Annotated in this window: 21 protein-coding genes and 2 pseudogenes; 7 read left to right on the forward strand and 16 right to left on the reverse strand. The window is 66.8% G+C overall.

Annotated elements, in window-relative coordinates; translation table 11 throughout:
- Positions 1-69 precede the first annotated feature (69 nt).
- The gene (locus KPL78_RS15755; protein ID WP_219763932.1) at positions 70-756 is read right to left on the reverse strand and encodes a cupin domain-containing protein; all 687 of its coding nucleotides are present in this window, start codon (positions 754-756) and stop codon (positions 70-72) included.
- A gap of 170 nt (positions 757-926) precedes the next feature.
- On the opposite strand from KPL78_RS15755, the gene KPL78_RS15760 reads away from it, so the two are divergent.
- Complete coding sequence (locus KPL78_RS15760) at positions 927-1,319, forward strand: cupin domain-containing protein (protein WP_219763933.1); 393 nt, start codon at positions 927-929, stop codon at positions 1,317-1,319.
- Between the two features lie 23 nt (positions 1,320-1,342).
- Complete coding sequence (locus tag KPL78_RS15765) at positions 1,343-1,723, forward strand: cupin domain-containing protein (protein WP_219763934.1); 381 nt, start codon at positions 1,343-1,345, stop codon at positions 1,721-1,723.
- Between the two features lie 664 nt (positions 1,724-2,387).
- On the opposite strand, the gene hpxZ is transcribed toward KPL78_RS15765, so the two are convergent.
- From hpxZ to KPL78_RS15795, 6 genes are read right to left on the reverse strand one after another with little or no spacing between them, the layout of a single operon-like run.
- Positions 2,388-2,774, reverse strand: coding sequence for an oxalurate catabolism protein HpxZ (hpxZ, locus tag KPL78_RS15770; protein ID WP_219763935.1), 387 nt, complete (start codon positions 2,772-2,774; stop codon positions 2,388-2,390).
- Entirely contained in the window at positions 2,771-3,949 is a 1,179-nt protein-coding gene (locus KPL78_RS15775) for an amidase (RefSeq protein WP_219763936.1), read from the reverse strand. The genes hpxZ and KPL78_RS15775 overlap by 4 nt, the downstream gene beginning before the upstream one ends.
- A 5-nt stretch (positions 3,950-3,954) precedes the next feature.
- Positions 3,955-5,583, reverse strand: a complete 1,629-nt coding sequence (locus tag KPL78_RS15780; RefSeq protein ID WP_219763937.1) for an ABC transporter ATP-binding protein — start codon at positions 5,581-5,583, stop codon at positions 3,955-3,957.
- Complete coding sequence (locus tag KPL78_RS15785) at positions 5,580-6,407, reverse strand: ABC transporter permease (RefSeq protein ID WP_219763938.1); 828 nt, start codon at positions 6,405-6,407, stop codon at positions 5,580-5,582. The genes KPL78_RS15780 and KPL78_RS15785 overlap by 4 nt, the downstream gene beginning before the upstream one ends.
- Complete coding sequence (locus KPL78_RS15790) at positions 6,407-7,378, reverse strand: ABC transporter permease (RefSeq protein WP_219763939.1); 972 nt, start codon at positions 7,376-7,378, stop codon at positions 6,407-6,409. The genes KPL78_RS15785 and KPL78_RS15790 overlap by 1 nt, the downstream gene beginning before the upstream one ends.
- 3 nt (positions 7,379-7,381) lie before the next feature.
- Positions 7,382-8,809, reverse strand: coding sequence for an ABC transporter substrate-binding protein (locus tag KPL78_RS15795; protein ID WP_219763940.1), 1,428 nt, complete (start codon positions 8,807-8,809; stop codon positions 7,382-7,384).
- A 407-nt stretch (positions 8,810-9,216) separates the two neighbouring features.
- Here KPL78_RS15795 and KPL78_RS15800 point away from each other — a divergent pair.
- Positions 9,217-9,716 (forward strand): annotated as a pseudogene (locus tag KPL78_RS15800) (hypothetical protein).
- On the opposite strand, the gene KPL78_RS15805 reads toward KPL78_RS15800, so the two are convergent.
- The 4 genes from KPL78_RS15805 to KPL78_RS15820 are packed head-to-tail and all read right to left on the reverse strand — an operon-like array spanning position 9,643 to position 15,470.
- On the reverse strand, positions 9,643-10,608 hold the full coding sequence (locus tag KPL78_RS15805; RefSeq protein WP_219763941.1) for a Bug family tripartite tricarboxylate transporter substrate binding protein: 966 nt from the start codon (positions 10,606-10,608) through the stop codon (positions 9,643-9,645). The pseudogene KPL78_RS15800 and the gene KPL78_RS15805 overlap by 74 nt on opposite strands.
- Positions 10,605-11,576, reverse strand: a complete 972-nt coding sequence (locus KPL78_RS15810) for a Bug family tripartite tricarboxylate transporter substrate binding protein (protein ID WP_219763942.1) — start codon at positions 11,574-11,576, stop codon at positions 10,605-10,607. The genes KPL78_RS15805 and KPL78_RS15810 overlap by 4 nt, the downstream gene beginning before the upstream one ends.
- A 58-nt stretch (positions 11,577-11,634) precedes the next feature.
- Positions 11,635-13,395, reverse strand: a complete 1,761-nt coding sequence (locus KPL78_RS15815) for a hydantoinase B/oxoprolinase family protein (RefSeq protein ID WP_219763943.1) — start codon at positions 13,393-13,395, stop codon at positions 11,635-11,637.
- A gap of 14 nt (positions 13,396-13,409) precedes the next feature.
- Complete coding sequence (locus KPL78_RS15820) at positions 13,410-15,470, reverse strand: hydantoinase/oxoprolinase family protein (protein WP_219763944.1); 2,061 nt, start codon at positions 15,468-15,470, stop codon at positions 13,410-13,412.
- Between the two features lie 163 nt (positions 15,471-15,633).
- Here KPL78_RS15820 and KPL78_RS15825 point away from each other — a divergent pair, with 163 nt between their 5' ends.
- Positions 15,634-17,304, forward strand: a complete 1,671-nt coding sequence (locus KPL78_RS15825) for a TAXI family TRAP transporter solute-binding subunit (RefSeq protein ID WP_219763945.1) — start codon at positions 15,634-15,636, stop codon at positions 17,302-17,304.
- Between the two features lie 514 nt (positions 17,305-17,818).
- Here the strand turns inward: KPL78_RS15825 and KPL78_RS15830 are convergent.
- Positions 17,819-18,334 (reverse strand): DinB/UmuC family translesion DNA polymerase, encoded by a 516-nt coding sequence (locus KPL78_RS15830; protein WP_219763946.1) that lies wholly within the window; start codon positions 18,332-18,334, stop codon positions 17,819-17,821.
- A gap of 143 nt (positions 18,335-18,477) precedes the next feature.
- Here KPL78_RS15830 and KPL78_RS15835 point away from each other — a divergent pair.
- A pseudogene (locus KPL78_RS15835) lies at positions 18,478-18,657 on the forward strand (IS630 family transposase); the annotation flags it as partial.
- A 404-nt stretch (positions 18,658-19,061) separates the two neighbouring features.
- Here the strand turns inward: KPL78_RS15835 and KPL78_RS15840 are convergent.
- Genes KPL78_RS15840 through dctP form a run of 4 tightly spaced genes read right to left on the reverse strand, consistent with a single transcriptional unit; the run spans position 19,062 to position 22,270 of the window.
- On the reverse strand, positions 19,062-19,508 hold the full coding sequence (locus KPL78_RS15840; RefSeq protein WP_219763947.1) for a type II 3-dehydroquinate dehydratase: 447 nt from the start codon (positions 19,506-19,508) through the stop codon (positions 19,062-19,064).
- Between the two features lie 37 nt (positions 19,509-19,545).
- Entirely contained in the window at positions 19,546-20,847 is a 1,302-nt protein-coding gene (locus KPL78_RS15845) for a TRAP transporter large permease (RefSeq protein ID WP_219763948.1), read from the reverse strand.
- Positions 20,844-21,332 carry a TRAP transporter small permease gene (locus KPL78_RS15850; RefSeq protein WP_219763949.1) on the reverse strand — a complete coding sequence of 163 codons (489 nt, stop codon included), beginning with the start codon at positions 21,330-21,332 and terminating at the stop codon, positions 20,844-20,846. The genes KPL78_RS15845 and KPL78_RS15850 overlap by 4 nt, the downstream gene beginning before the upstream one ends.
- A 5-nt stretch (positions 21,333-21,337) precedes the next feature.
- Positions 21,338-22,270: a TRAP transporter substrate-binding protein DctP gene (gene dctP, locus KPL78_RS15855; RefSeq protein ID WP_219763950.1), complete on the reverse strand. Its 933-nt coding sequence runs from the start codon at positions 22,268-22,270 to the stop codon at positions 21,338-21,340.
- 247 nt (positions 22,271-22,517) lie between these two features.
- On the opposite strand from dctP, the gene KPL78_RS15860 reads away from it, so the two are divergent.
- Positions 22,518-23,273 carry a GntR family transcriptional regulator gene (locus tag KPL78_RS15860; RefSeq protein ID WP_255569054.1) on the forward strand — a complete coding sequence of 252 codons (756 nt, stop codon included), beginning with the start codon at positions 22,518-22,520 and terminating at the stop codon, positions 23,271-23,273.
- On the forward strand, positions 23,270-23,938 hold the full coding sequence (locus tag KPL78_RS15865) for a GntR family transcriptional regulator (RefSeq protein WP_219763951.1): 669 nt from the start codon (positions 23,270-23,272) through the stop codon (positions 23,936-23,938). The genes KPL78_RS15860 and KPL78_RS15865 overlap by 4 nt, the downstream gene beginning before the upstream one ends.
- Positions 23,939-23,948: the final 10 nt, after the last annotated feature.

The raw sequence follows: 23,948 nt of genomic DNA on the forward strand, positions 1-23,948 counted from the left end.
ATCTCCCGGCGGCGGTATTTGAGTATGATTAAATATCTGCTCTCCTCGCGCAAGGGCATGGCCGCAGTTTCAACGCTGCTTCAGATTGACCCATAAGGCCCGCGCCCGACGCCTTCCCGGATTGGCGATGCGATGCGGATCGGTCGAGCGGTAAGAGACGAGGTCGCCCTCGGCCAGAGCGTAGGTGCGATCGTTGAGCGTGATCTCGAGCCCGCCCTCCAGGACAATGCCGAATTCGAAGCCTTGGTGGGCCACCGGCCGCGGCGCGCTGGCCGTGCCCGGATTGTATTCGTTGATGGCGATCTCAACGCCATTCATGGCGTCGTTCTTCAGGATCCGGCGCTGCACGCCTTCGGCGGTCGCATAGATCGGCTGCTGCGCCAGGCGGGAGACGGGCTGATCGTCACCACGATCGACGCCACCCAGCAGCTCCACCATCTGCGTGTCCAGTGCCGAGGCAATGACCACCAGCGTGCCGATCGATGGCCCGGCCTTGCCCCGCTCAAGCAGGCTGAGCATCGAGGAACTCAACCCGGTCGCCGTGGCCAGGGCCTGCAGCGTCATGCCCCGCTGAGACCGGAGCCGGCGGATGCTGGCGCCGATGGTCGACAGAACTTCGCTGGTCTCGGCGACCGCGCCATCCTGCGGTTGGCCGTGAAGGTTGGCCGCCGGCGCCTTTGGCCGACCGCGGCCTGACTTTGGCGAAGCCGGCAGTGCGGCTGATGAACGTCGAGAGCGGGCGATTTCCCGGACCATGCGGCCTGGCACCTTATAGAGATGATTGCCGGCGCAGTGTCCCCTATGCCGGCTGCCCGGACAACCATCCGTCCACTCTCATTAAAATAGCCTGATCCTTGACGAAACGCATTTGAGTGTGACTAAAGATTGCGGGCCCCCGCCGCAATGGAACCCCATGGATGAAGGACATGACGCCGACCATGCAGCCAACCACGAAAACGGCGCGCGTTCTGACGCTCGATGACAGCTGTCCCGAGTTGCCGCTGGTCGAGGGCAAGGGTCGCGCGGTCACCCTGATCTGGCCGGGCAGCGGCGCGACATCCCGAACCATGCACCACGTCACGCTCGAAGACGGCGGTGCCACCATCCTGCAGCGCCATGACGGCGAGGCCGTCTACTACGTCAAATCGGGTTCCGGCGTCGTCATCGATCCCGACGCAGCCTCCCGCGATCTGCTGGTCGAGGGAAACATGGTCTTCATCGAACCCGGCACCGCCTACCGGTTTGAAGCGGATGCCTCCGGCATGGTGCTCCTGGGCGGCCCCTGCCCTGCGGACCCTGCCCTCTACAGCCATCTCTAACAGCCTCTCGGGACGGAACCCTCATGGCCATCAAGATCTTCCATCGCGACCATCCGGACCTGATGCTGCCCCTGATCTCGAAGGACGCCCGCTTTGTGGTGTGGCCCGGTACGGGCTCGCATGTGGCAAACATGAACTATGTCCGGCTTGAGCCGGGCGAATCCAACGTCCCGCATGTGCATGTGGAATCCGAGGATACGATCTTCATCCTTGAAGGCAGCGGCACGATCCGTGACTTTGACAACGACTTGGCGATTCCGTTCACCGCCGGACAGGCAGTGCATGTGCCGATCGGCATCAAGCACGCGGTTTGCGCCGATCGCGGGGTTGGCATTGTCAGCGTCGGCGGGCCCTCGCCGGCAGACAAGCCACTGTTACGCAAGGTCGGCGCGTTGCGGGATTGATGGAATGATGAGCGCCCATCGAATGATCCGAGAACGATAATAGTCGGTCGCCGCCCGCTCCTGCCCCCAACTCAGATACGGGTAGCTAGGCAGCTTCTCGAGTTTGGTTGCCCGTGTAACTGAATCAGGCCCGCCCGACCGGAGAGCTTCCGGGCTTCACGAGCAGGCCTGCTGAGCCGCTCGGGCACCAAACTCCTGGGGCGTCGGATGGCCCAGGGCGCTGTGAGGCTGGGACGCATTGTAGTCGCCCCGCTGGACCTTTCCCCGCACCGCACGGGCACGCAGGATCAGCCGCGTCATCGTTGGATCGGCAGCTGGCACCGCCGCCGGGTAACCCTCCCCCCTGAACGGGATCCGCCTGTGGGGAGAGAGTTGGCCTCCTTGGAAGTAGGTAGGAAGCCGGACCACAGAAGGGGGCAGATCCAACCCCGCAGCCGGATCACATCACACGCCGATCCCGTTCCGGGGGGAAGCTCGTATGCACTGTGCCACCGGGAGCAACGATGCGGCGGCCGCGGCGAACGTCGTCGTCATGCTGATCGGCCGGAGACATCGGGCGGAAAGCCACGATCCGCATGACCGACCCGGATGGGCAGGCTGCTGCGATGCCGCACGAAAGTGGTGCAGCGAGCTCGCCAGCCTTGCCCCGGCACAGCGCGGGTTGTCACCGCATCAGGCTGACATGCGCCGCTACCACCTTCCATCCTTCGGGGGTGCGCATCCAGGTCTGGCTCTGCCGCCCGCGTTGTCCCGTCGCGAGCACCACATACTCGGTATTCGCCACCGCGAAGTCGCGTCCGAAGGTGACGATGCGCGTATTCTCCAGTTGCCTCGCCCGCGCCTTGTGCTGCTCCGGCGTGCGGCTCGCGCGGAAGGCCGCGATCTGCGCGTGGCCATAGAGGTTCTCGCCCACGCCGTAGCGCAGCGTGTGCTCGCTGTCCCAGAAGCTGTCGTCCAACACGGCGACGTCGTTGTCCACCAGGCCCTGATCGTAGCGTTCGAAGGCAGCGCGGACTTCGGTGACCACCTCGGGGATGTTGATTTCGGTCATGCGGTCTCTTCCAGATAACGGGCGATGGCGGCGAGGCGCGCATCCGCGCCACGCCAGCCGATCAGCGACAGCCCGCAGGGCTTGCCGCCGGCGGTGGCGAGCGGAAGGTTGATCTGCGGGAGGCTGACCAGCCCCGCGAAGGAGGTCAGCAGCCCGATCCGCGCGGAGTAGCGATCGAGTTCGGAGAGCGACAGCCCGACCGGGGGTGCCGTAAACGGCGTGGTTGGGATGCACAGCAGTGCACCACCTTCCAGCAGGACACGCGCGCGCTCCACGGCGCGGCGCCGCGCGACCTGGGCGAGGGCGACCTGCTCCGCCGTGATGGCCGAGGCGTTGGCGAGATTGCGCGCGACGCTGTAGCCGAAGCGCGGGTTCACCGCGTCGATCCAGCCGCGGAAGGTCTGCCAGCTCTCCGCGCGCTGGAGGATATTGCGCTGGCTGGCCCAGACCTCGAGCTCGCCGGGCTCGGCGATGCTGACGGTCTCGGCACCGCCCAGCGCGGCACCGATGCGCGCCGCGACGGGGCGCAGCGCGGTGGCGACCTCCGCATCGGCGAAGGAGAAGGCGTCCTCGGCGATCAGGATGCGTGGCCTGTCCGGGGCGGGCAGGGTGGTGGCGAGCATCACCTCTGTCACGCGGGCGAAGGTCGCCGCATCGCGTGCAAACCAGCCCACCGTGTCGAAGGTCGGTGCCTGGCGGCAGCAGCCTTCCAGGGGCACCGCGCCCAGTGTGGTCCGCATGCCATACAGCCCGCAGAGGCTGGAGGGCACGCGCACCGATCCGCCGGAATCCGTCCCGAGCGCGGTGTCGCACAGTCCGGCCGCGACGGCCGAGGCCGAGCCGCTCGACGACCCGCCCGGCAGGCAGCCCGGCGCGGCAGGATTGGGCGGCGTGCCGTTGAAGGGATTGTAGCCGAGGATGCCGAGCGAGATCTCGCAGGTGATGGTCTTGCCGACCAGCGTCGCGCCACCGTCGAGCAACGCCTGCACCGCCCAGGCATGTGCCGTCGGCACGGGATGCGTCGCGCCCCAGTCGGGGTTGCCGCCGCCCGTGACATGGCCCGCTACGTCGAAAAGATCCTTTGCCGCGAAGGTCAGGCCGGCGAGCGGCCCGCCGGGCGCGCCGTCGATCTCCGCCCTGGGACCGGGCAGGAAGGCTTCGGCTGGAAATTCCATGATCGCTACTCCGCGGGAACCGGCATGTGAGCGCTCCAGGCGGCGCCGGGGACGGCGTCAAACAGTGCCTTGGTGTAGGGGTGGCTGGGTGCGCTGAAGATCTGCGCAGCCGGCCCGATCTCGACGATCGACCCATGGCGCATCACGGCGATGCGGTCGCAGATCAGCAGGGCGACACGCAGGTCGTGGGTGACAAACAGCATCGAGATGCCGAGCTTCGCCTTGATGTCCGCAAGCAGGTCCAGCACCTGCGCCTGCACGGAGACGTCGAGGGCCGAGACCGGCTCGTCCGCCACCAGCACATCCGGTTCCAGCGCGAGCGCGCGGGCAATGCCGATGCGCTGCCGCTGCCCGCCTGAGAATTCATGCGGATAGCGATCGGCGGCGGAGGGATCGAGCCCGACCAGGCCGAGCAACCGGCGCGCGCGCGCCTGGGCCTCCTTCGCCGCGACGCCGTGGATGATCGGCCCTTCGGCGATGATGTCCGCCACACGCTGGCGCGGATCGAGCGAGGCATAGGGATCCTGGAACACCATCTGGATGCGGCGGCGGTGGGGCCGCATGGCGCGCGGCGCCAGATGCGTGATCGCCTCGCCTTCCAGAATGATGTCCCCGGAATCGATGCCGAGCAGCCGCGTCATCGCGCGCGCCAGCGTCGACTTTCCCGATCCGGATTCCCCGACGAGGCCGAGCGTCTCGCCCCGATGCAGCTGCACGCTGACATGGTCGAGCGCGCGCGTGGCCCGCCCGCGCACGAAGAGACCCCGCGCCGCATAGGATTTTGCCACATCGATGGCTTCGAGCACCACCAGGCCCGGCTCCGTCGCCGGCCGGTCCGGCACCACCAGCCGCGGCACCGCTGCGAGCAGAGCCTTGGTATAGGGATGCTGCGGTTCGTTCAGCACTGCATCGCGCGGGCCGGATTCCACCAGCACGCCTTTCTGGAGCACCGCGACCTGGTCGGCGATGTCGGCCACCACGCCGAAATCATGGGTGATGAACAGCACCGCCGTGCCGTGTTCGCGCTGCAATTCGTGGATCAGGTGCAGGATCTGCGCCTGGGTGGTGACATCGAGCGCGGTGGTCGGTTCGTCCGCGATCAGCAGCTTCGGTTCCAGCGCCAGCGCCATGGCGATCATCGCGCGCTGCCGCTGCCCACCGGAAAGCTGATGCGGATAGGACCGCGCGATCTTCTCCGGATCTGGCAGATGCACATCGGCCAGCAGCTTAACCACGCGCGCCCGGCGTTCGGCGCGGCCCAGCGTGGTGTGGATGCGGAAGACCTCCTCGATCTGCCGGCCGATGCGGTGCAGCGGGTTCAGCGCCGTCATCGGTTCCTGGAAGATCATGCCGATGCGCGCGCCGCGGATCTTCGCCATATCCCGGGGCGCGATCGTGGCGAGGTTCTGGCCTTCGAAGAGAATGCGCCCACTCGTGACGCGCACGCGCGGCGCCGGCAGCAACCCCAGTACGGCCCGGGCGGCAAGCGACTTGCCGGAGCCGGATTCGCCGATCAGGCAGGTGACCTCCCCCGCGCGCAGGGTGAGGTTCATGCCGGTGACCGCGCTTGGCCGATCCGCGCCCTTCGGCAGGCTGATGGTCAGGTCCTGGATGTCGAGGACGATGTCGCTCATCGTTCGCGCAGCCTCGGGTTCAGCGCCTCGTTCAGCCCGTCGCCGACGAGGTTGATCGACAGGACGGTGAGCAGGATGGCGATGCCGGGGAAGGTGCAGACCCACCAGGCGGTGCGCAGCGACACGCGCCCCGCGCTGATCTGCAGCCCCCAACTCATGATGTTCGGATCGCCGAGGCCGAGGAAGGCGAGCCCGGTCTCCAGCAGGATCGCGGTGGCCACCAGCAGCGAGCCCACGGTGATGATGGCCGACAGGCAGTTCGGCAGCAGGTGGCGGAAGATGATGCGCGGCCCGCTGGCGCCGAGGCCGAGGCTCGCCAGGATGAACTCGCGCCCGCCCAGGGCGACGAACTCGCCGCGCACCAGCCGCGCGATGCCGGGCCAGGACACCGCCGCGATGGCGATGATGACGCTGAGCAGCGAGGGCGAGAGGATGACCACCAGCAGCATGGCCAGCAGGAAGGCGGGTATGGTCTGGAAGAACTCGGTGACGCGCATCAGCACGATGTCCACCGTGCCACGGTAATAGCCGGCGATGCCGCCGATCATGGCACCGAAGATCACGGCGGAGAGCGCGGCCGCGATGCCGATCAGCAATGACGTGCGGGCACCTTCCGCCACGCCTGCCGCGACATCGCGTCCCAGCGCATCCGTGCCGAGTGGGAATTGCAGGCTCGGCGGCTGCAAGGGCTGTCCCGCCAGGCTGAAGGCGCCCTTCGGATACAGGAACGGTGCGAGGACCGACACCAGCACGATGATCGCGATGACGATCGCCCCGAGCACCGCCATGCGGTTGCGCGCGAAGCGCCTCAGCCCGTCAGGCATCACGCCTGGATCCTGGGATCGAGCAGCACATAGAGCAGTTCCACGATCAGGTTGATCGCCACGACGATGCAGGCGGAGATGAAGAAGATGCCGAGCAGCAGATTGAGGTCGCGCGATTGCAGCGCCGTGAAGGCGAGGGTGCCGACGCCGGGCCAGCCGAAGACCGTCTCGACCACGATCGAGCCGCCGATCAGGTTGCCGGCCTGCACGCCCGCCATGGTCAGCACCGGCAGGAAGGCATTGCGCAGCATGTGGCCGAACATGATGCGTGTCTCGGTCTGCCCCTTGGCGCGCGCGGTCACGACATAGTCCATGCCGGTCTGTTCCAGCATGGAGGCCCGCATCACCCGCGTGTAGAGCGCGAGGTAGAAGAGCCCGAGCGCCATGGCCGGCATCACGAGGTGCAGGGCGATGTCCTGCACGCGCTCCCAGCCCTCATAGCCCTCGGCGATGTTCTCGAAGCCGCTGGTCGGCAGCCAGCCGAGGGTGAGGGAGAACACCACGATCAGCATGAGCCCGAGCCAGAAGCCCGGCGTCGCGTAGCAGATCAGCGTGGCGACCGAAATCGCCGCATCGCGCCAGGTGTTGCGCGCCACCGCGGCCAGCAGCCCGAGCAGCGTGCCGAGCGCCAGCGCCATGGTGAAGGCCGTGCTCATCAGCAGCAGCGTCGGCCCGAGCCGTTCGAGAATCAGGTCCAGAACCGGCGAGTCATTGCGGAAGGAGAAACCGAGGTCGAAACGCAGTGCAGCGGTGATGTAGGCGATGAACTGCTCCGGCATGGGCCGGTCGAGGCCGAATTTCTGTCGCAGCAGCTCGGTGTATTCCGGCGTCGCCGCGCCGCTTTCCCCCGCCAGCACCGAAGCCGCATCGCCGGGCGCGAGGCGGATGAGGAAGAAGTTCAGGACGAGGATGCCGAAAATGACGGGCACCGCCAGCAGCAGGCGGTACCCGAAATATCGCCAGCGGCGCATGGGTCAGCGTTCCAGCCAGGCCCTGTCCAAGGCCTGATAGGCACCGAGCGGACCGGTGTGGTCGTGCAGTTTCCTGTTGAAGATGGTGACGTACTGGACCTCGCACAGCCAGGCGCCGGGGCTGTCCTCCACCAGGATCTGCTGCGCCTGGTGATACAGTTCCGCGCGCTTCGCGTGGTCGTTCTCCCGCGTCGCCGCATCCATGATCCGGTCGAGTTCCGGATTGCGATAGTCCTTGTTGTTCACAAAGGTCGTGCCGCGCCGGATCGCCGAGGAGACATAGTGGCGATGCACGCCCACCACCGGATCGGCGCCGGCGGAATAGAACGGCTCGTTGATGTCGAAATCATAGTCAGTGTAGCAGCGCCGCAGCCAGGTGGCGGTGTCCTCGCTGCGCAGCGTGAGGTCGATGCCGATCTGCGCCAGCGCCTGCTTGATGTATTCGCCCTGACGCAGCCATTGCTCGCCGAAGGAGTTGATCTCCAGATACAGCGACATGCGCTTTCCGTCGGCCCCGCGCGGGAAGCCGGCCTCGTCCATCAGGCGGTTGGCGATCTCGATGCGGTCGGGCACGTCGAAGCGGCGCACTTGGTCGGTATAGAAGCCCTGGGTCGCGAAGACCGAGCTCAGCGGCCCGGTCGCCGGCTTGGCGAAGCCATAGAGCACGTTGTCGACGAGGAACTGCCGGTCGATCGCATAGGCGATGGCCTGGCGCACTTCCTTCTTCGCAAGGTTCGGGCGGCGCGTGTTGAATTCCAGCGTCGTCAGCGCCGCCGTCATGCCGTAGCCCCGCGTCGTGCTGTCGAGGATCGGGTTTGCCTGCAGGCGCCGGATGTCGGCGGCATTGACCGCGCTGTAGGCGGCGTAGTGCGCCTCGCCGGCCTCCAGCGCCGCGGAGCGCGTCGACGCGTCGGGAATGAAGCGTGCGATGATGCGGTTGAGCATCGGCAGCCCCGGCTTCCAGTAGCGGTCGTTGCGATCGAGGCGGATGAACTGTCCGCGGCTCCATTCCGCGAACTTGAAGGGGCCGGTGCCGATCGGGCGGTTCGCGCTCGGGTTCTGCATGGGCTGCGTGCCCTCGAACACCGATTTGCAGACGATCGGGATGTAGTTCGCGGAGAGCGAAACCATCAGATACGGCGCCGGATTGGCAAGGTTGAACACCGCGGTCAGCGGATCCGGCGTGTCGATGGAGGTGAGCTCGGCGAGGATCACCGGCCCGTTCGGGTTCACCTTCTTCGCGATCTCCATGAAGGAGTACTGCACATCGGCGCTGGTGAAGGGCTGGCCGTTGTGGAAGGTCACGCCTTCCTGCAGGCGGAAGGTGATGGTTTTGCCGTCCGGGCTGATCTCCCACGATTTCGCGAGCAGAGGTGCCGGCTTCAGGTCCCAGTCATAGGTGAGCAGGCCTTCATAGATCTGCGTCGTCACGGGCGGGATATTGCCTGCGGAGACGGCGTAGGCTGCCAGCGTTGAAGGCTCAGGATGGACGAGCATTACCATCGTGCCGCCCCGACGCGGTGAGGCTGTCTGTGCCTTTGCGCCATTGGCGATCGCCCCAAACACGCTGGCGAGCAGGAGCGCGCGGCGGCCAGGACGGATGGATTGCAGATCGAACATCGAGGTTACCCCGGAACTGCTAGGCCGAATGTGGCCGCCGGGCATGGAGCAATATGCGCGCCACTCGATCTGCGTCATGCGCATATGAGCGCTGCGTACAAATCAGGCATCCTCCGAATGGACGGAGCACGGACGCAAACACCGGTAAGGATTAGAGCCTCTTCTGATCAGTCTAGGTGTCTGATCCCAGGGTTTGATGGTGCTGTGTCTTCCTGGCCATCGAAGGACGCGCTAAGGGCCAGGTTCTCCACGGGAGCGCCCGCACGACAGAGGCGGTCCGTCGAGCGATCCAGCATAATCAAGCGAGCCCGAGGGACCTGGCGCGACACTACGGGGTAAACCCGAAGATCATCGCCAAGTGGCGCAAGCGATCCTCAGGGACCGACCAGCCCACCGGCCCGAAGGCGCCACGCTCAACCACTCCGTCTGCAGAGCAGGATGTCACCGTCAAGCGCTTCCACCACGAAAGCCACGACCAGCTCCGACGGCAACTCGATGCCTTCGTCGCCGCCTGCAATTTCGCCCAGCGCCTCAAACGCCTGCGCGGCCTCACTCCATACGAATACATCTGCAAGGCATGGGCCGATCAGCCCCAACGCTTCACCCAAACCCGCACCATCAAATGCCGGGACTAAACACCTGGCTCACAGCTGCGCGCCTGAGATCCGAACAAGATTCTGCCAGAAGGACGTCTCGCTTTCAGCTCGCTGGCGCATGACCGCAGGGCTCGATGATACGGGCCGCGCGCCAGCGGCGGTGATGCGCTGCGCAATCTCGGGTCGCGCAATGATATCGCGCAGGGCGGTGGATACCGTCTCCACGATCGGCGCTGGCGTCGCGGCTGGTGCGACGAAGCCGGCCCATACCGCGGCCTCGAAACCGAGCATCCCGAGTTCCGTAAAGGTCGGCACATCAGGCAGCAGGGGCGTACGCGACGCATCGGCCATGGCGAGAGCACGGACCTGGCTGCTCTCGATCAGCGGTAGCCAGCTCGCGAGGTTGTCGATGGCGAACAGTACGTCACCGCGCAGCATGTTCGGCGCGGCATCCGCCGCCCCGCGGAAGGGGACGTGCGTGACGCGAATCCCGTTCCGCTGTCCGAAGAGCTCGCCCAGCAGATGAGAGGTGAAGCCCACACCGCTGCTGGCGAAATTCACGCCATCCGGTCGTGGCCTGGCCCAGGTCACAAACTCCGCCACGCTACGTGACGGAACAAAGGCCGTCGGCACGATCATGACATTCGCGTTCTCCCAGCAGATAGCGACGAAGGCGAGGTCACGCATCGGGATGATCGGCAGGCTGCGGTAGAGGAACTGGTTGGTCACCCACTGCGTCACCGTCCCGACGCCGAAGGTGTAACCATCGGGTGCTGCGCGGGCAGTCGCTTCCGTACCGATATTGCCGCCGGCGCCGCCACGGTTCTCGACGACGAAGGGTTGCCCGAAGCGCCCCGACAACTCGGCGGCCAGGATACGTGCCAGAACATCGGAGGATCCGCCTGCAGGGTTCGGCACGATGATGCGGACGGGCCGTGTCGGCCAGGTCTGCGCGGCCGCGGGCGGCGACAGGGCCGCGGTGGCCCCCGTGACGAGGACGGTGCGGCGCCTCACCGGATCACCCCCATGGCCCGCAGCAGCGGTGGCTGCTCCAGCAGCATGGTCGCGACATACTCCTCATAGGCTGCGCGGCCGCGCCACCATGGCGTCAGATGGACGCGCGCGAGCAGCGTCGCATGCTCCGGGTCGTCGAAGCTGCGCTTCAGCCGGTCGGTGATGAGGTCCGCGAGCTCGGGCGCCATGCCACGCGGGGCGACGAAGCCCGACGCATAGTCGAACTCCACATCGAAGCCCTGTTCCCGCGCCGTTGGTACATCGGGATATCGCGCGAGGCGTTCCTTGGCGGTGGTGGCAAGCAGGCGCACGTCGCCGCTTTCCAGCAGACCGGCGATGCCGCCGATCGTGTCGTACATCACGTCCACGTCGCGGCCCATCAGCGCATTCGCGGCAGGGCCGGCGCCGGGGAAGGGCACGAAGAGGAACTGGATGCCGGCGCGATGTTCCAGCAGCTTCATGCCGAAGGGCGGGTTCGCCGGCGTGCCGCTGCCGGCATAGGTCACGCCCTCGGGCTTCGCCCGCGCGCGCTCGACCAGGTCCTTCAGGTCGCGGATCGGGCTGTCACGCAGCACCGCCCAGCCTAGGGCGAGGTTGTTCATTGCAGCGAGGTAGGTGAAGTCGCGCGTCGGATCGTAGTCCACCTGCTGGACCATGGTGATGCGCCAGCTCGCATCCGTCGCGCCGCAGATCAGCGTGCCGTCGGGCGGTTGGTTCTTGGCATAGGCCATGCCGATCGAACCCGATGCGCCGGGCCGGTTCTCGACCACCATGGTGCGTTCGAAATGCCGGCGCGCGATGGTGACGAACCCGCGCAGATAGGCATCGAAGGCGCCGCCCGGCGCCCAGGGGCAAATCACGCGGATCGGTCGGTCCGGCAGGCTTGCCTGGGCATGGCCCCGGCTGATGCGAAAGGCAGGCAGCGTGGCCGCGGCGGCAAGCAGTCCTCGGCGCGATGACGCAGGCATCGGGTCTCTCCTTCTACGGTTGGCGTCGCTCCAGCTGTCGCTGTTCGGTCTCTCTCCGTCAGTTGGCGGCCGTTTGCAGGCTCTCGCTGCGCGACCGCCGCAGGATGCTGGTCGCAGCGTGGTCGATGGTTGCCTCCGCTCCCTCAAGGAGGACGCCGTAGTCGGCCTGCGCCCCTGCCCGCGTCACGAGGCCGGCCAGGACATCCGCGCGCACCGCGTCGGCATCACGCGTCAGTGGATCGCCATGCCCGCCGCCGCCGGGCAGCAGAAGGCAGACCTCGTCACCGGGACGCAGCTGCTGGCGGCCGCCCTGCGGGACCGGATTGCCGTTCAGGGTCAGCGTGGCGCCGCGCCCCGCCCCGCCGCCATCCCGCCCGAAGGCCGGATAGGTCGAGTTGGGATTGCGCGGCGACCCGCGCAGTGTGGAGGCCACTGGCGAGGGCGGGGCATGCGACCCGTCCGCTACGCGGAACACGACTTCCTGCCCAACGCCACCACGATGGCGGCCCGGGCCCGCCGTATCGGCGGCGAATTCCTTGCGCTGATAGACCAGGCAGGTATCCGCCTCGGTGACTTCGACGGGGATCGCGGCCGTGTTGTAGGGGAAGCAGAGCGTGCCGTAACCATCCCGGTCGGCGGAGGCCCCGAAACCGCCGCAATGCGAGATGATGGAGAGGAACTCTTCCCCATCATGCTTGCGGCCGTTGAAGTACATCGCGACCAAGGGCGTGGACCCGCAGGCGGCGATGACCTGACCGGGCATGGCCGGCGCCAGGGCACCGAACAGCGCCTCGGGCAAGTTGTGCGCGATGACCGTGCGGCCCCAGGTTGGGGCCGGCGGGTTGCAGCTGATGATGCTGCCGCGCGGCGCCCGCACCGTGATGGGTTCGAGGCAGCCCGCATTGTTCGGCACCGTCGGGTCCACCATCACCTTGATGCCATAGGCGGTGTAGGAGGTGGCGAAGGGCAGGGTGCAGTTCACCGCCGCTTCGACTTCGGGGCTCGATCCCTCATAATCCACGATGACGCTCTCATCGGCGATCTCCACGGCAACGCGGATCACCATCGGTTCCGTCAGCGCGCCCACCGGGGGCAGGCGCACCTCGTTGCGATAGATGCCATTGGGCAGGGCGCGCAGGCGGGCACGCATGCTCTGCCCCGCCAGCCTCGTGATGGTGTCGGCCAGCGCCTCCAGATCGGCGAAGTCGTATTCGCGGATCATCTTGCGGACGCCGGCGATGACGATGCTGTTCGCCGCCATCTGGGCATTGATGTCGCCCAGGACCTTCGGCGACATGCGAACATTGGCCCGGATCACGGATAGCAGTGTCTCGTTGGGCTGGCCGGCCTCATAGAGCTTGAGGATGGGGATCTTCAGCCCTTCCTCGTACATGTCGCGGGATTCGATCGAGGCCATGCGGCCGCCGATATCCAGGTGATGCACGACGCAGACAGTGAAGCCCACCAGCGTGCCGTCGAGGAAGATCGGCGCCGCCACGGTGAGGTCGAGCAGATGCCCCGTCGCGATCCACGGGTCATTGGTGGCGATGACGTCGCCTTCGCGCAGTGTCTCCACCGGATAGACCTGCATGAAGTGCCGCATCGCATTCGGCATCATCGCGATGAAGCCCGGGGCGGTCTTGGTCGAATGCGCCAGCATGTTGCCGCGCGCGTCGAAGATGCCGACGCAATAGTCGTGGTAGTCGCGCACCACGATGGAGTAGGAGGTGCGGACCAGCCCCGTCGCCGCCTCGTCCACGATGGAGATCAGGCGGTTCCACAGGATCTTGGTCAGGATGGGGTCGAGCGAGCGAGCCATCGCGTTGTTCTCCTTCAGCCCAGTTCGACGAAGACGGCGCCGCTGGCGTGCACGCGCAGCCGGTCGTTGGCGCGGATTGCGAAGCCGGATTCGCGTTCCTGGACCACCACGGGGCCGGCGATCTCCTCGCCCGGCTGAAGTGCGGCGCGGTCGATCACCGGCACGTCGTGGAACGCCTTGGTGGCGGGGTCGTAGAGCCGCCGCGTCCCGAGCGAGCGAGCGGTGCCGGGGGCAAAGGGCGCGACCTCGGTCAGGCGCTGTTCCGGCAGGTCGCCGACGACGCGCAGACCCGCGAGTTCCACCGGCGTGTCGTCGCCAGGCCGGCCATACAATTCGCGGTACCGCTCGGCGAAGCGGGCGGCGAGTAGCCTTGGCAGCGCTTCATCGAATTCGGCCGGGGTGAAGCCGATCTCGATCGGGTACTCCTGGCCCTGGTGCCACATCTCCGCGACGTAGCGGAAGGTGACGGCGGCTTCCGGCTGCGCCAACGTGGCGGCAATCGCGGTGCGCAGCGGAGCGACGGCCTGGCGCAGCGCCGCGACCGACAGCGTAGCGGCGCGTAGCTTCAGCGGCAGGACGCGCTCGAAGGACGGCGGGGCGGTGAGCAGCCCGACCGAGGACATCACGCCGGCATTGGGTGGGAAGACAACGCGCGGGCAACCGAGCTTGCGCGCAAGTTCCGTCGCATGCACCGGCCCCGCCCCGCCGAAGGCGATGACCGAAAGCCGCGTCGGGTCGCAACCCTTCTCCGCGACATGAAGCCGTGCCGCGGCGGCCATGGTCTCGTTCACCAGGTCGAAGATGCCGTAGGCCGCCTCGGTGACGCTGATGCCGAGCGGTTCGGCGACCGCTTCCCGCACCGCCTGTTCGGCGGCGGCGACGTCCAGCGCCATCTGACCGCCCAGGAAATGCGCGGGGTCGAGCAGGCCAAGCAGCAGGTCGGCATCGGTCACGCTGGGCAATGCGCCGCCCTGGCCGTAGCAGGCGGGGCCGGGATCGGCGCCGGCGCTCTCCGGCCCTACGGCGATCAGGCCGAGCTGATCGAGCCGCGCGATGCTGCCGCCGCCCGCGCCGATCTCGACCAAGTCATAGACCGGGACCGCGACCGGGTGCCCGCTGCCGGCGACGAAGCGATGCACGCGCCCAGCTTCGAACTTGCGGGCCCGGCCCGCTGTGCCGTCGCGGATCACGCAGAGCTTCGCGGTGGTGCCACCCATGTCGAAGGACAGTGCATCGGCGATGCCGATCTGCCCGCACGTCCAGATTGCTGCCTCGACGCCGGCTGCGGGGCCGGACTCGATGATCTGGATCGGGTAGTCGCGCGCGGTGCTGGCGGTGGTGCTGCCGCCGTTCGAGAGCATGATCTCAAGCTCGCGCCTGATGCCGCGCTGCGCCAACTCGCCGGACAGGCGCTCAAGATAGGCGCTGACCACCGGCTTCACATAGGCGTCCAGCACCGTGGTCGAGCTGCGCTCGTACTCGCGCGGCTCGGGGTTGACGGCATGGGAGAGCGAGACCGGCACGCCGGGCAGGTGCTCGACGAGGAGCTCCGCGGTGCGCCGCTCATGCACGGGGTTGCGGTAGGCATGCAGGTAGCAGACCGCGACGGCCTCGATGTCGAGGCGCTTCAGCTCGGCGACGACCTCGAGGAGCTGTGCCTCGTTCAGCGGCGTGAGGACATCGCCATCGGCATAGACGCGCTCCTCGATGCCGAAGCGAAGCTGGCGCGGCACGACGGGGTCAGGGAAGCGGATGAAGAGGTCGTACACGTCGTAGCGGAACTCCAGCCGCTGCTCGATGACGTCACGGAATCCCTCGGTCGTGAGCAGTGCGACGCGCGCGCCCTTCCGCTCCAGGATCGCGTTGGTGACGAGGGTGGTGGCGTGGTTGACGCGCTCGCTTTGCGCCTCGAGCCCCGGGATGCGGCGGGCGAGGGCCTCCAGGCCGTTGAGCACGGCACGCTCCGGCTCGCGCGGGGTGGTGAGGCACTTTTCCACGAAGAGGCGGCCGGTGCGCCGGTCATGGACGGTGAAGTCGGTAAACGTTCCGCCGATATCGACGCCGATGCTGAACATGCCAGCTCCGCTCAGATGTTCCACAATATGGGACACGCTGACGGCCCAGCCCCCAACCGTCAACCCGGAATCCGCTGGATGATGGCAAATGTGCCATAATGTGGGACAAATTGGGCCGGGACCGGCGTTTGCGCGCCTGCCTCCGGACGCTTAAACGGCACCCATGAACGATCCCGCCCCCTCATCAGCCGACGATCCCGGCCGGCTGGACATGGTCGCGCCAGGGGATGAGGCGTCGGCCTTCGGCGACACGGATGCCATCGGCAAGGCATTCGCCGTGCTGCGCTGCTTCATCGATGGGCAGGAGGAATGGGGCGCGCGGGAACTCGCCACCGCGCTCGGGCAACCGGCCAGCTCGGTGCACCGGCTCCTCAAGACGCTGCGCCGCGAAGGCTTCCTGCAGTTCGATCCCGTGCTGCGCCGCTATCGCCTTGGTCTTGAATTGCTGCGCGTCTCGGCCGTCGCCTTGCGGCGGCCGGGGGTGCATGCCGTCGCCGCGCCGGTCATCCGGCAACTCGCGGAACGGACCGGAGAGACCGTCTCGCTCGCCCTCCTCGAAGCCGAGCGAGGGCGGATCGTCTATGTGCAGGAATACGGGTCGCCGCGATCGGCGGATGTCGATCCGGCGCTGGGACGCAGCGCCGCGGTGGCGGCCGACATCGCCGGCGTCGCGATCCTGGCTGCCTCGGCCGCGGCCGGGGCGGCACCGCATCTAGAAACCATCCGACAGCGCCGCTATGCCAGTGAGATCGTCGAGGAAGGGCGGCGCGAGCGCACGGCGCGGCTCGCCGCCGTGATCCGCGACCATGCCGGGGCGGCCATCGGTGCGCTGGTGCTGGCCATGACGGAAAGCCGGCTGCGCGCGGCGACGGAACTGCGGCTCGCCACCGACCTGGTCGCCGCGGCGAATGAGGTGTCGTCGCGCCTCGGTGCGCGCATCCTGGGTGGTGCGAGCTCCGGCAGTTGGCGGGACGGGCTGGAGGCGCTGACCACGCTCATTGGTGATCGCATTCCGGGCCTTGCCACCGTGCCCTCGTTGGGCGGAGGGGTGAGCAATCTGGTCGAGTTGGAGGAAGGGCGAGCCGCCTACTGCATCACCACGGCGACGACGATCCATGCGGCCTATGAGGGGCGGCCGCCTTTCGCCACGGCGATGCGTCGGCTGCGGATTGCGACCCGACTGTCGACCGTCACGCTTCATGCTGTTGCGTCCCGGCGGGTGCGGTTCGGGAGTCTGCGTGAGGCGGCCGGCCTGCGCATCTCCAGCGGACTGCCCGGCTTCGCGAGTCAGCGCCTGTTGCGGGACCTGCTGCGGATGGCGGGCGTCTCGGCGCGGCGGATGCAGGAAGCCGGTGGGCAGATCGCGGAATTCGAATTCGCCGAAGCCGCGCGGCAACTACTTCTGGGTAATGTTGATCTGATCATGGGGTTGCTCGACAGCGAAGCACCGAGCTTCCGAGCGGTGCTGCAGGATTATCCGGAAGCCGCATATCCAATCCAGCTCGATCCGGCGCTGATTGATCAGCTCATCGACAGCAATCCAGGCTACCGCCCCGCGATTATCCCGGCCGGCACCTATCCGGAGCAGCAGGCTGATATTCGGACGCTGTCGGTCGACACCGTGCTCGCGACCTCCGAGGCGCGCGATGAGGAGGAGGTCTTGGCGTTGGTTCGGCTCCTGGCGGAGCGGCGGGACGAGCTGCGGCGGTCGTCCTCAGCCTATTCAGGGCTGCTGGCGATCGCCGAAGGGCGCGATCTGCCCGTGCCACTGCACCCAGGCGCTGCGAGGTTTTGGAAAGAGGGACGCTGGCCCATTGGACGGAGTGCAGGCTGACCGCAGGACTCTGGTCACGATCAGCGTCAGTTCATGCCTGAGGTGCACGCGGGATTTCGAGGCAACAGCCTAGAGCAGATCCTGTCCGGATGAACTCATCTGGACAGGCGAAGATGCTCGCAAAAACAAATGCCTAGAGCATTGCAGGTGAAGGGAAGTTTGCCGGAAATGCTCTAGTGACGGTTCACGCCCTAGCAAACTCCCGCCGCTTGGCAGAGCACCAAGACGTCGCTGCTCCATTGCGGCCGGTCTCTTGGCCGGGCGCTCGGGCGGCCTGGGAGAAGCGATCCGGGTCGGCCAGCGAGTGTCCGTCGTCGAATGCGGTGAGACAGCGGAGCCGGCTGCTTAGCGGAGGATGTGGCCCATCTGGTGTTGAGGTAAGGCGGCAGGCTGCTGGTGGATCATGCGGCCGCCATGCAGCGGCATGTCGGCGGTGCCGGCACGCTGCGCCATCAGCCAGCCTCGGAGAACAGGGGAAGGTCGCCGGCGGCGTCGGCTATGAAGTTTGACGCGGTCACGCCGACCAGTCTGATGCCCGTCCGGGGGGGGTAGACCGACCGGGCCAGGTCGAGGCTCCCTGCAGCAACTGCGCGTGCTCGGTGATGGCGGCGGCCAGGGTCCGGCTCCGGGTGATCTGCCGGAATTCCCCGAACTTGACCTTCACCGTTACGGTCCGCCCGAAGGCCTGGGCCTTCTCGCACCACGCCCAGACGTCGTCGGCCATCTGCAGCACGCCGGCCTCAATCCCGGCGGGATCCACGAGATCGCAATCGAAGGTCGTTGCCGAGCCGGAGGAACTGCGCGTCCGGTCGGGATCGACGGGACGGTCATCCTCGCCGCGAGCGATGGCATGGCACCAGGCGACAGTACTGCCGAAATGCGCCTGCAGGAAGGCCGGCGACTTCGCGCGGAGATCGGCGCCGGTCTGGATACCGAGCGCCTGCATGCGCTTCGTCGTGACCGGGCCGACGCCGTGGAAGCGCCCGACCGGCAGCGTCTTCACCCAGGCTGGCCCCATCTCCGGCGTCACGGCGAACTGGCCGTTGGGCTTGCGCTGATCCGAGGCGAGCTTCGCCAGGAACTTGTTGTAGGAGATGCCGGCGGAAGCGGTCAGTCCGGCCCCTCGTAGATGCGGGCGCGGATCTCCTTCGCAGTGGCCCGGGCAGTGGGCAATGCCCCGAGCTCAACGTCATGGAGAACGTCTGGCAGTTCATGCGAGACAACTGGCTCTCGAACCGAGTCTTCCTTGATCACGACGACATCGTAGACCACCGCTGCCACGCCTCGAACAAGCTCACCGACCAGCCCTGGCGCATCATGTCCATCGGGCTGCGCGATTGGGCTCATCTGTTCCACTCAACGGGAGCTTGTATGAGTTGTGCGTTTCAGGGACCCGGGACGCAGACACAGCCCTTCGACGCTTTCCTTGGTCGGCGGTAACGCGGAGCGTGCCCCTACAACTCGATGCGAGGACTCTCATGCGTGCGGATTCCAAGCCCCAGCCAGCACAGCAATCGTCGTCACCCAGCGGGCGACGCCGTCCCGCCGATCGGCCGCGCTTCTTTGAGCCGCAAGCGCTGATGGAGGTTTGGCTCGCGGTAGAGGAGTATGGGGCGCGCCATCGGTCCTCCGTCAACACGGCGTGCAATAAGCTCTCACTGACTTTCCTGATCGCCGGCACCAAGGCCGCGGACCGTGAGCAGCAAGCCTTATGCGCGCAGGTCTCATAGCAACGACGCCGGCGAAAGCCGGAACTGCTACGCCGCGCTCGCGTCCAAAAGCTGCCGGATCGACCGCATGGCAGTCGCATATCCTCCTGCCCCGAGCCCCGCAATGACGGCTGTCGCAACGGTGGAAACAAGGGACTGATGGTAGATCGGCTCGCGCCGGTGAATGTTCGAGATATGCAGCTCGATGATGACGCCGCTGAACATCTTCAAGGCGTCAAGGACGGGGATGGAGCGAAAAGTCAGTCCAGCAGGATTGATCACGATGCCGGCTGCCTCACCATCGATCGCCTCATGGATCCATTCAACGAGCTGGCCTTCCCAGTTCGTCTGTCGGAAGACGACGGCGTCGTCGCCGGCCTCAGCCCGGCACATCGCCTCGACCTCGGCGAGCGTGGTGCTGCCGTAGATTTTTGGCTCCCGCTTTCCGAGACGGTTGAGGTTCGGTCCGTTGAGCACGTGGATGACGCGGGGCATGGCGGATTCTTCCTTGTTTGCGATCCTCGGTGCGATCTCAGCCCTGGTAGCCGAGCTGCCGCGGCAGCCAGAGCACGAGTTCCGGCACGTAGGTGATCAGGGCCAGGGCACCGATGGCAGCGGCGATGAAGGGCAGCACATGCCGCACCACGGCGAGCAGCGGCGTTTCCGACAGCTTCGCCACAATAAAGAGCAGCAGCCCGTATGGCGGCGTGATCAGGCCGATCATGATGTTGACCACCACCACGACGCCAAAATGTACGAGGTCGACGCCAAGCGCCTGGGCTGTCGGGATCAGCACCGGAACCACCACCAGCAGGATGGTGCTGCCTTCCAGCAGGCAGCCGAGCACCAGCAGCACCAGGTTCACGACGAGCAGGAACTGCCCCCGCGATAGCTCCCATCCCGCGAGCAGGTCGCGCACCGCGGCCGGGATGTTCTCGCTGGTGACCACGTAGTTGAAGGCGAGCGCGCCGGCGATGAGCATGCCGATCGCGGTGGTCGACCGCGCGCTGTCCAGAACCGCGCGATACAGGTCGCGCAACGACAGGCTGCGGTACAGCAGCACGGCGACGAGGAAGGCATAGGCGGCGGCGACTGCCGCAGCCTCGGTTGGTGTCATCACCCCGCCATAAATGCCGCCGAGCAGAATCGCTGGCATCAGCAGCGTCGGCATTGCCTCCCAGGTCAGGCGAGGAATGTCGCGCAGCGGCACACGCTCGGCCACGGGGTAGTCGTGCCGGTGCGCCATCCAGGTGTTGATGCCCATGTAGCCGATGGCCATCAGCAGCCCAGGTACGACGCCGCCGAGGAAGAGGTAGCCAATCGACGAATCCGAGATCAATGCATAGAGCACCATCGGAATGGAAGGCGGGATGATTGGCCCCACCACCGCCGTGGCCGCGGTGATGGCGGCGGCGTAGCTGGCCGGATATGCGCCACCGCGGCGCATCATGTCGATCATGACCTTGCCGCTGCCTGCCGCATCCGCGATGGCGGAACCCGACATGCCGGCGAAGATGACGCTTTGGACCACGTTCACATGGCCGAGTCCGCCGCGGAAACGTCCGACGAGCAGGTTGCAGAAGCGAAGCAACCGGTCGGTCATCGTTCCGGCGTTCATGAGGCCGGCAGAGAAGATGAACAGCGGTACAGCGAGGAGGATGAAGCTGCCATTCAGCCCGTTGAGCACCTGCTCCGCGGCGATCGACATGTCCTGCCCCGACAGCGCGAGGTACAGGATGGTACCCGTGATCATCGCAAGCCCGATCGGCAGGCCCATGACCGACAGCCCGATGAGGGCGGCAAGCGCGAGTGAGAAGGGGCTCTCGAAATTCATGCTGGCCGCGACGATCCGCTGAGTGCGCGCCAGACGATCGCGCCATGCCGCACGATCATCGCCACCGCGAAGATTACATAGACCGAGTAGAGGTAGTCGAAGCGGATACCGAGATAGGCCGCCCTCTCCACCTTCATGAACGTCACGTAGTCGACGACGGCAGGAAGCGACCAGCCGAAGACGGCGACCACTGCACCGCCTGTCACAACATCGCAGGCCCGCCGCAACCCTTGGGGCAGGATTCCGTAGAGGACATCAAATCGGATCTCCTCCTCCTCGCGTAGAACCAGTGCCGCACCCCACAGCACGCCCCACAGCCATGCCAACGTGGACACCTCGATCGTCCACCCGACCGGAGAATTGACGATGTACCGCATGAGGATCTGGATGATGAAGGCGACGAACATCGTCACGAGGAGCAGGGCCAGCACGTTCTCGGCGCGCCGCCGCGTCCAAGCCAAAGCGCGGCCCACCGCCGAGGACATGCGGATCAGCGCACCGCGTTGATGCGTTCAAGAATTCCCGCCGGCCAGCTCTGGGCCTGCGACGATGCCAGGTAGCGACGCTGCGCCTCTGCCCGGAACGCCGCGACGTCGGGCTCGTAGACTTCGAGACCCTGGGAGCGGAAGAACGTGGCGGTCTCCTGCTCCTGCGCGAGGTGCTGACGGGTGCTCTGGTCGATCGCCTTGTTTGCGGCGGCCTCGACGCGGTTGCGCTGCGCCTGGTCGAGACCGTCCCAGAAGCGCGACGATATCGAGAGCAGGTCGTAAGCCACGAGGTGGCTGGTCAGCACGAACTGCGTCGTGACCTCATAGAAGCGCATGGTGCGGCTGGTCGGCAGCGGATTGTCCTGCCCGTCCACGGCGCCGGTCTGCAGCGCCGTGTAGAGCTCCGCGAAGGCGACCGGCGTCGGGTTGGCGCCGAGCGCCTCGCCGAGGAACTGCCACGTCTCGCCGGGCGGCATGCGCAGCTTCATCCCCGCCATGTCGATTGGAGTATTGATGCGCTTGCGAGGCTTCAGGTTGACGTGCCGCGTACCAAAATACAGCGGCCCGAGGATGTGTACGTTGAGCTGCTCGCGCGCCATGCGCTTGAACTCGGCGCCTATCTCTCCGTCGAACACCTTCCTCATGTGATCGGCGTCGCGGAACAGATAGGCGGAGGCCATGACCGACCAGGCAGGGATCTGGCGCGAAATGTCCTGTGGCGAGAGGTTCCCCATCTCGACATTGCCGCGCTGCATGGCGACGAGCTCGGTCCCTTGGCGGTACAGCGTCGCGTTCAGGTGCAATTCGACGTCGAAGTCGGCGGCAAGGTCATCCTTGAAGGCGCGCATTGCCCCGGCGCGAATGTCCTGGTCGGAGAACACTGCGGTGAAGCGAATGCGACGGCGCGTTTGCGCACCAGCAGGCAGCGCCGGCACAGCCAGCGTTGCCGCGGCAGCCGTCAGGACGGACCGGCGTCCAGTAAGCGGTCGCATGGGCGTTCTCCCTTCCCAAGTTTTCCTTGGCCGTCTCGCAGCGGCTGAGCACGACGCTAGGAGCGGATGGGAGGGCGATCAATAGTGATTTCACGAATCGTCCAAGATTTCGGAGAATACCGGCTATTGTTCCTGGACGCTGTCCTCGCCGATACTGAGCGGGGGACGGCTCCCCGCGGGAGGCGCGATATTGGCCCGGTTGGCAGGCGCAGGACACGAAACCGAGGAGACACCAGGCGAGGCGGCCTATCGTCGCATTCGCGCAGATGTCCTGGCCGGCAGTCTGGCGCCGGGACGCAAGCTCGGCCTCGACGGCCTGCGCGCGATCTACGGCGTCGCCATCGGTACGCTGCGCGAGGCACTGTTTCGCCTGGCGTCGGAGGGCCTCGTTGTCGCGGAAGGCCAGCGCGGCTTCGCTGTCGCTCCGGTGTCGTCCGAGGATTTCCGCGAGGTGGCGGAGCTGCGCCTGCTCCTCGAATGCTACGCCGTGACTGAGTCTTTCGCCGCCGGGGACCTCGATTGGGAAGGGCAGGTCGTCGCGGCCCACCACAAGCTCGCAATCCTGGAACGGCGCCTTTTGGCCGGCGAGGCGGCGGACGCCACGCAGTGGAAGCGCTACGATCGTGAATTCCATCAGGCGCTGATCTCGGCCTGCGGCTCGGTGACGCTGTTGGAGACCTACGCGGCCGCTTACGACCGGTTCCTGCGCTATCAGATGGTCGCCGTGGTGTTCCGCGGCGCAGTCGCGGCGGAACAGCATGCCGCCCTCCTGGCCTGCGCCCTGGCGCGGGATGCCCCGCGCGCGCAGGCGATCCTGCGCGACCATGTCGATGGCTGCGTGGACCACGTTGTCCGCGGTGGTGCCCTCGCACCCTTCGCCCGGCGATCGCCCGGGATGGCGTCGGTAACGCCCGAGCCAAACGTCGCGCTGGTCCGTGGGCGATGAGCGGGCCGGACACGGGCTCGGTGGATACGAGCGAACGCGCCTATGGCCGAATCCGCGCCGATATCCTGCAAGGCGCCCTGGCACCCGGCCGAAAGCTCACGCTCGACCGGCTGCGCGAAAGCTATGGCGTCGGGGTCAGCACCTTGCGCGAGAGCCTCAGTCGCCTCGTCACCGAGCGCCTGGTTCTCGCCGAAGGCCAGCGCGGTTTCGAGGTCGCCCGCTTTTCCAGGACCGAGTTGCGTGAACTGGCGCAACTGCGCCTGCTGTTGGAAGGCCATGCGCTGGAACACGCCTTCCGTGCGGGCGACGTGGAGTGGGAAGCACGGGTCGTCGCCGTCCACCACAAGCTTGAGCAGATGCAATGCCGCCTCGGCAACGGTGACGGCGCGGCACTCGTGCCCTGGCGCCGGTTCGATGCCGAGTTCCACCAGACGCTGATCTCCGCATGCGGATCGCGCACGCTGATGGCGACGCATGCGAGCGTCTTCGACCGGTATACGCGCTACCAGAACCTCGCTCTGGGTTTCCGAGGAGAGATTGCGGTTCGCGAGCATCGCGGCCTTTGCGACGCTGCGATCCGCCGGGACGCAGCGGCGGCTCGCGAGATATTGGCGGCTCACATCCTCGGCGGCGTCGAGCACGCATTGGCCAGCGGCGCGCTCTGACAGGGCGCCG

The sequence above is a fragment of the Roseomonas alba genome (assembly GCF_019430885.1).
GTDB classification, from domain to species: Bacteria; Pseudomonadota; Alphaproteobacteria; order Acetobacterales; family Acetobacteraceae; genus Neoroseomonas; species Neoroseomonas alba.

Bases quoted from the DNA above. Each gene is read 5' to 3' on its own strand.
- KPL78_RS15820 (WP_219763944.1), bottom strand. From the start codon at position 15,470: ATGTTCAGCATCGGCGTCGATATCGGCGGAACGTTTACCGACTTCACC.
- KPL78_RS15790 (WP_219763939.1), bottom strand. From the start codon at position 7,378: ATGCGCCGCTGGCGATATTTCGGGTACCGCCTGCTGCTGGCGGTGCCC.
- KPL78_RS15760 (WP_219763933.1), top strand. From the start codon at position 927: ATGACGCCGACCATGCAGCCAACCACGAAAACGGCGCGCGTTCTGACG.
- KPL78_RS15840 (WP_219763947.1), bottom strand. From the start codon at position 19,508: ATGCCCCGCGTCATCCACGTGCTCAACGGACCGAACCTCAACCGTCTC.
- KPL78_RS15765 (WP_219763934.1), top strand. From the start codon at position 1,343: ATGGCCATCAAGATCTTCCATCGCGACCATCCGGACCTGATGCTGCCC.
- KPL78_RS15850 (WP_219763949.1), bottom strand. From the start codon at position 21,332: ATGTCCTCGGCGGTGGGCCGCGCTTTGGCTTGGACGCGGCGGCGCGCC.
- KPL78_RS15815 (WP_219763943.1), bottom strand. From the start codon at position 13,395: ATGGCTCGCTCGCTCGACCCCATCCTGACCAAGATCCTGTGGAACCGC.
- KPL78_RS15865 (WP_219763951.1), top strand. From the start codon at position 23,270: ATGAGCGGGCCGGACACGGGCTCGGTGGATACGAGCGAACGCGCCTAT.
- KPL78_RS15775 (WP_219763936.1), bottom strand. From the start codon at position 3,949: ATGGAATTTCCAGCCGAAGCCTTCCTGCCCGGTCCCAGGGCGGAGATC.
- KPL78_RS15780 (WP_219763937.1), bottom strand. From the start codon at position 5,583: ATGAGCGACATCGTCCTCGACATCCAGGACCTGACCATCAGCCTGCCG.
- KPL78_RS15755 (WP_219763932.1), bottom strand. From the start codon at position 756: ATGGTCCGGGAAATCGCCCGCTCTCGACGTTCATCAGCCGCACTGCCG.
- hpxZ (WP_219763935.1), bottom strand. From the start codon at position 2,774: ATGACCGAAATCAACATCCCCGAGGTGGTCACCGAAGTCCGCGCTGCC.
- KPL78_RS15810 (WP_219763942.1), bottom strand. From the start codon at position 11,576: ATGCCTGCGTCATCGCGCCGAGGACTGCTTGCCGCCGCGGCCACGCTG.
- KPL78_RS15825 (WP_219763945.1), top strand. From the start codon at position 15,634: ATGAACGATCCCGCCCCCTCATCAGCCGACGATCCCGGCCGGCTGGAC.
- KPL78_RS15845 (WP_219763948.1), bottom strand. From the start codon at position 20,847: ATGAATTTCGAGAGCCCCTTCTCACTCGCGCTTGCCGCCCTCATCGGG.
- KPL78_RS15785 (WP_219763938.1), bottom strand. From the start codon at position 6,407: ATGCCTGACGGGCTGAGGCGCTTCGCGCGCAACCGCATGGCGGTGCTC.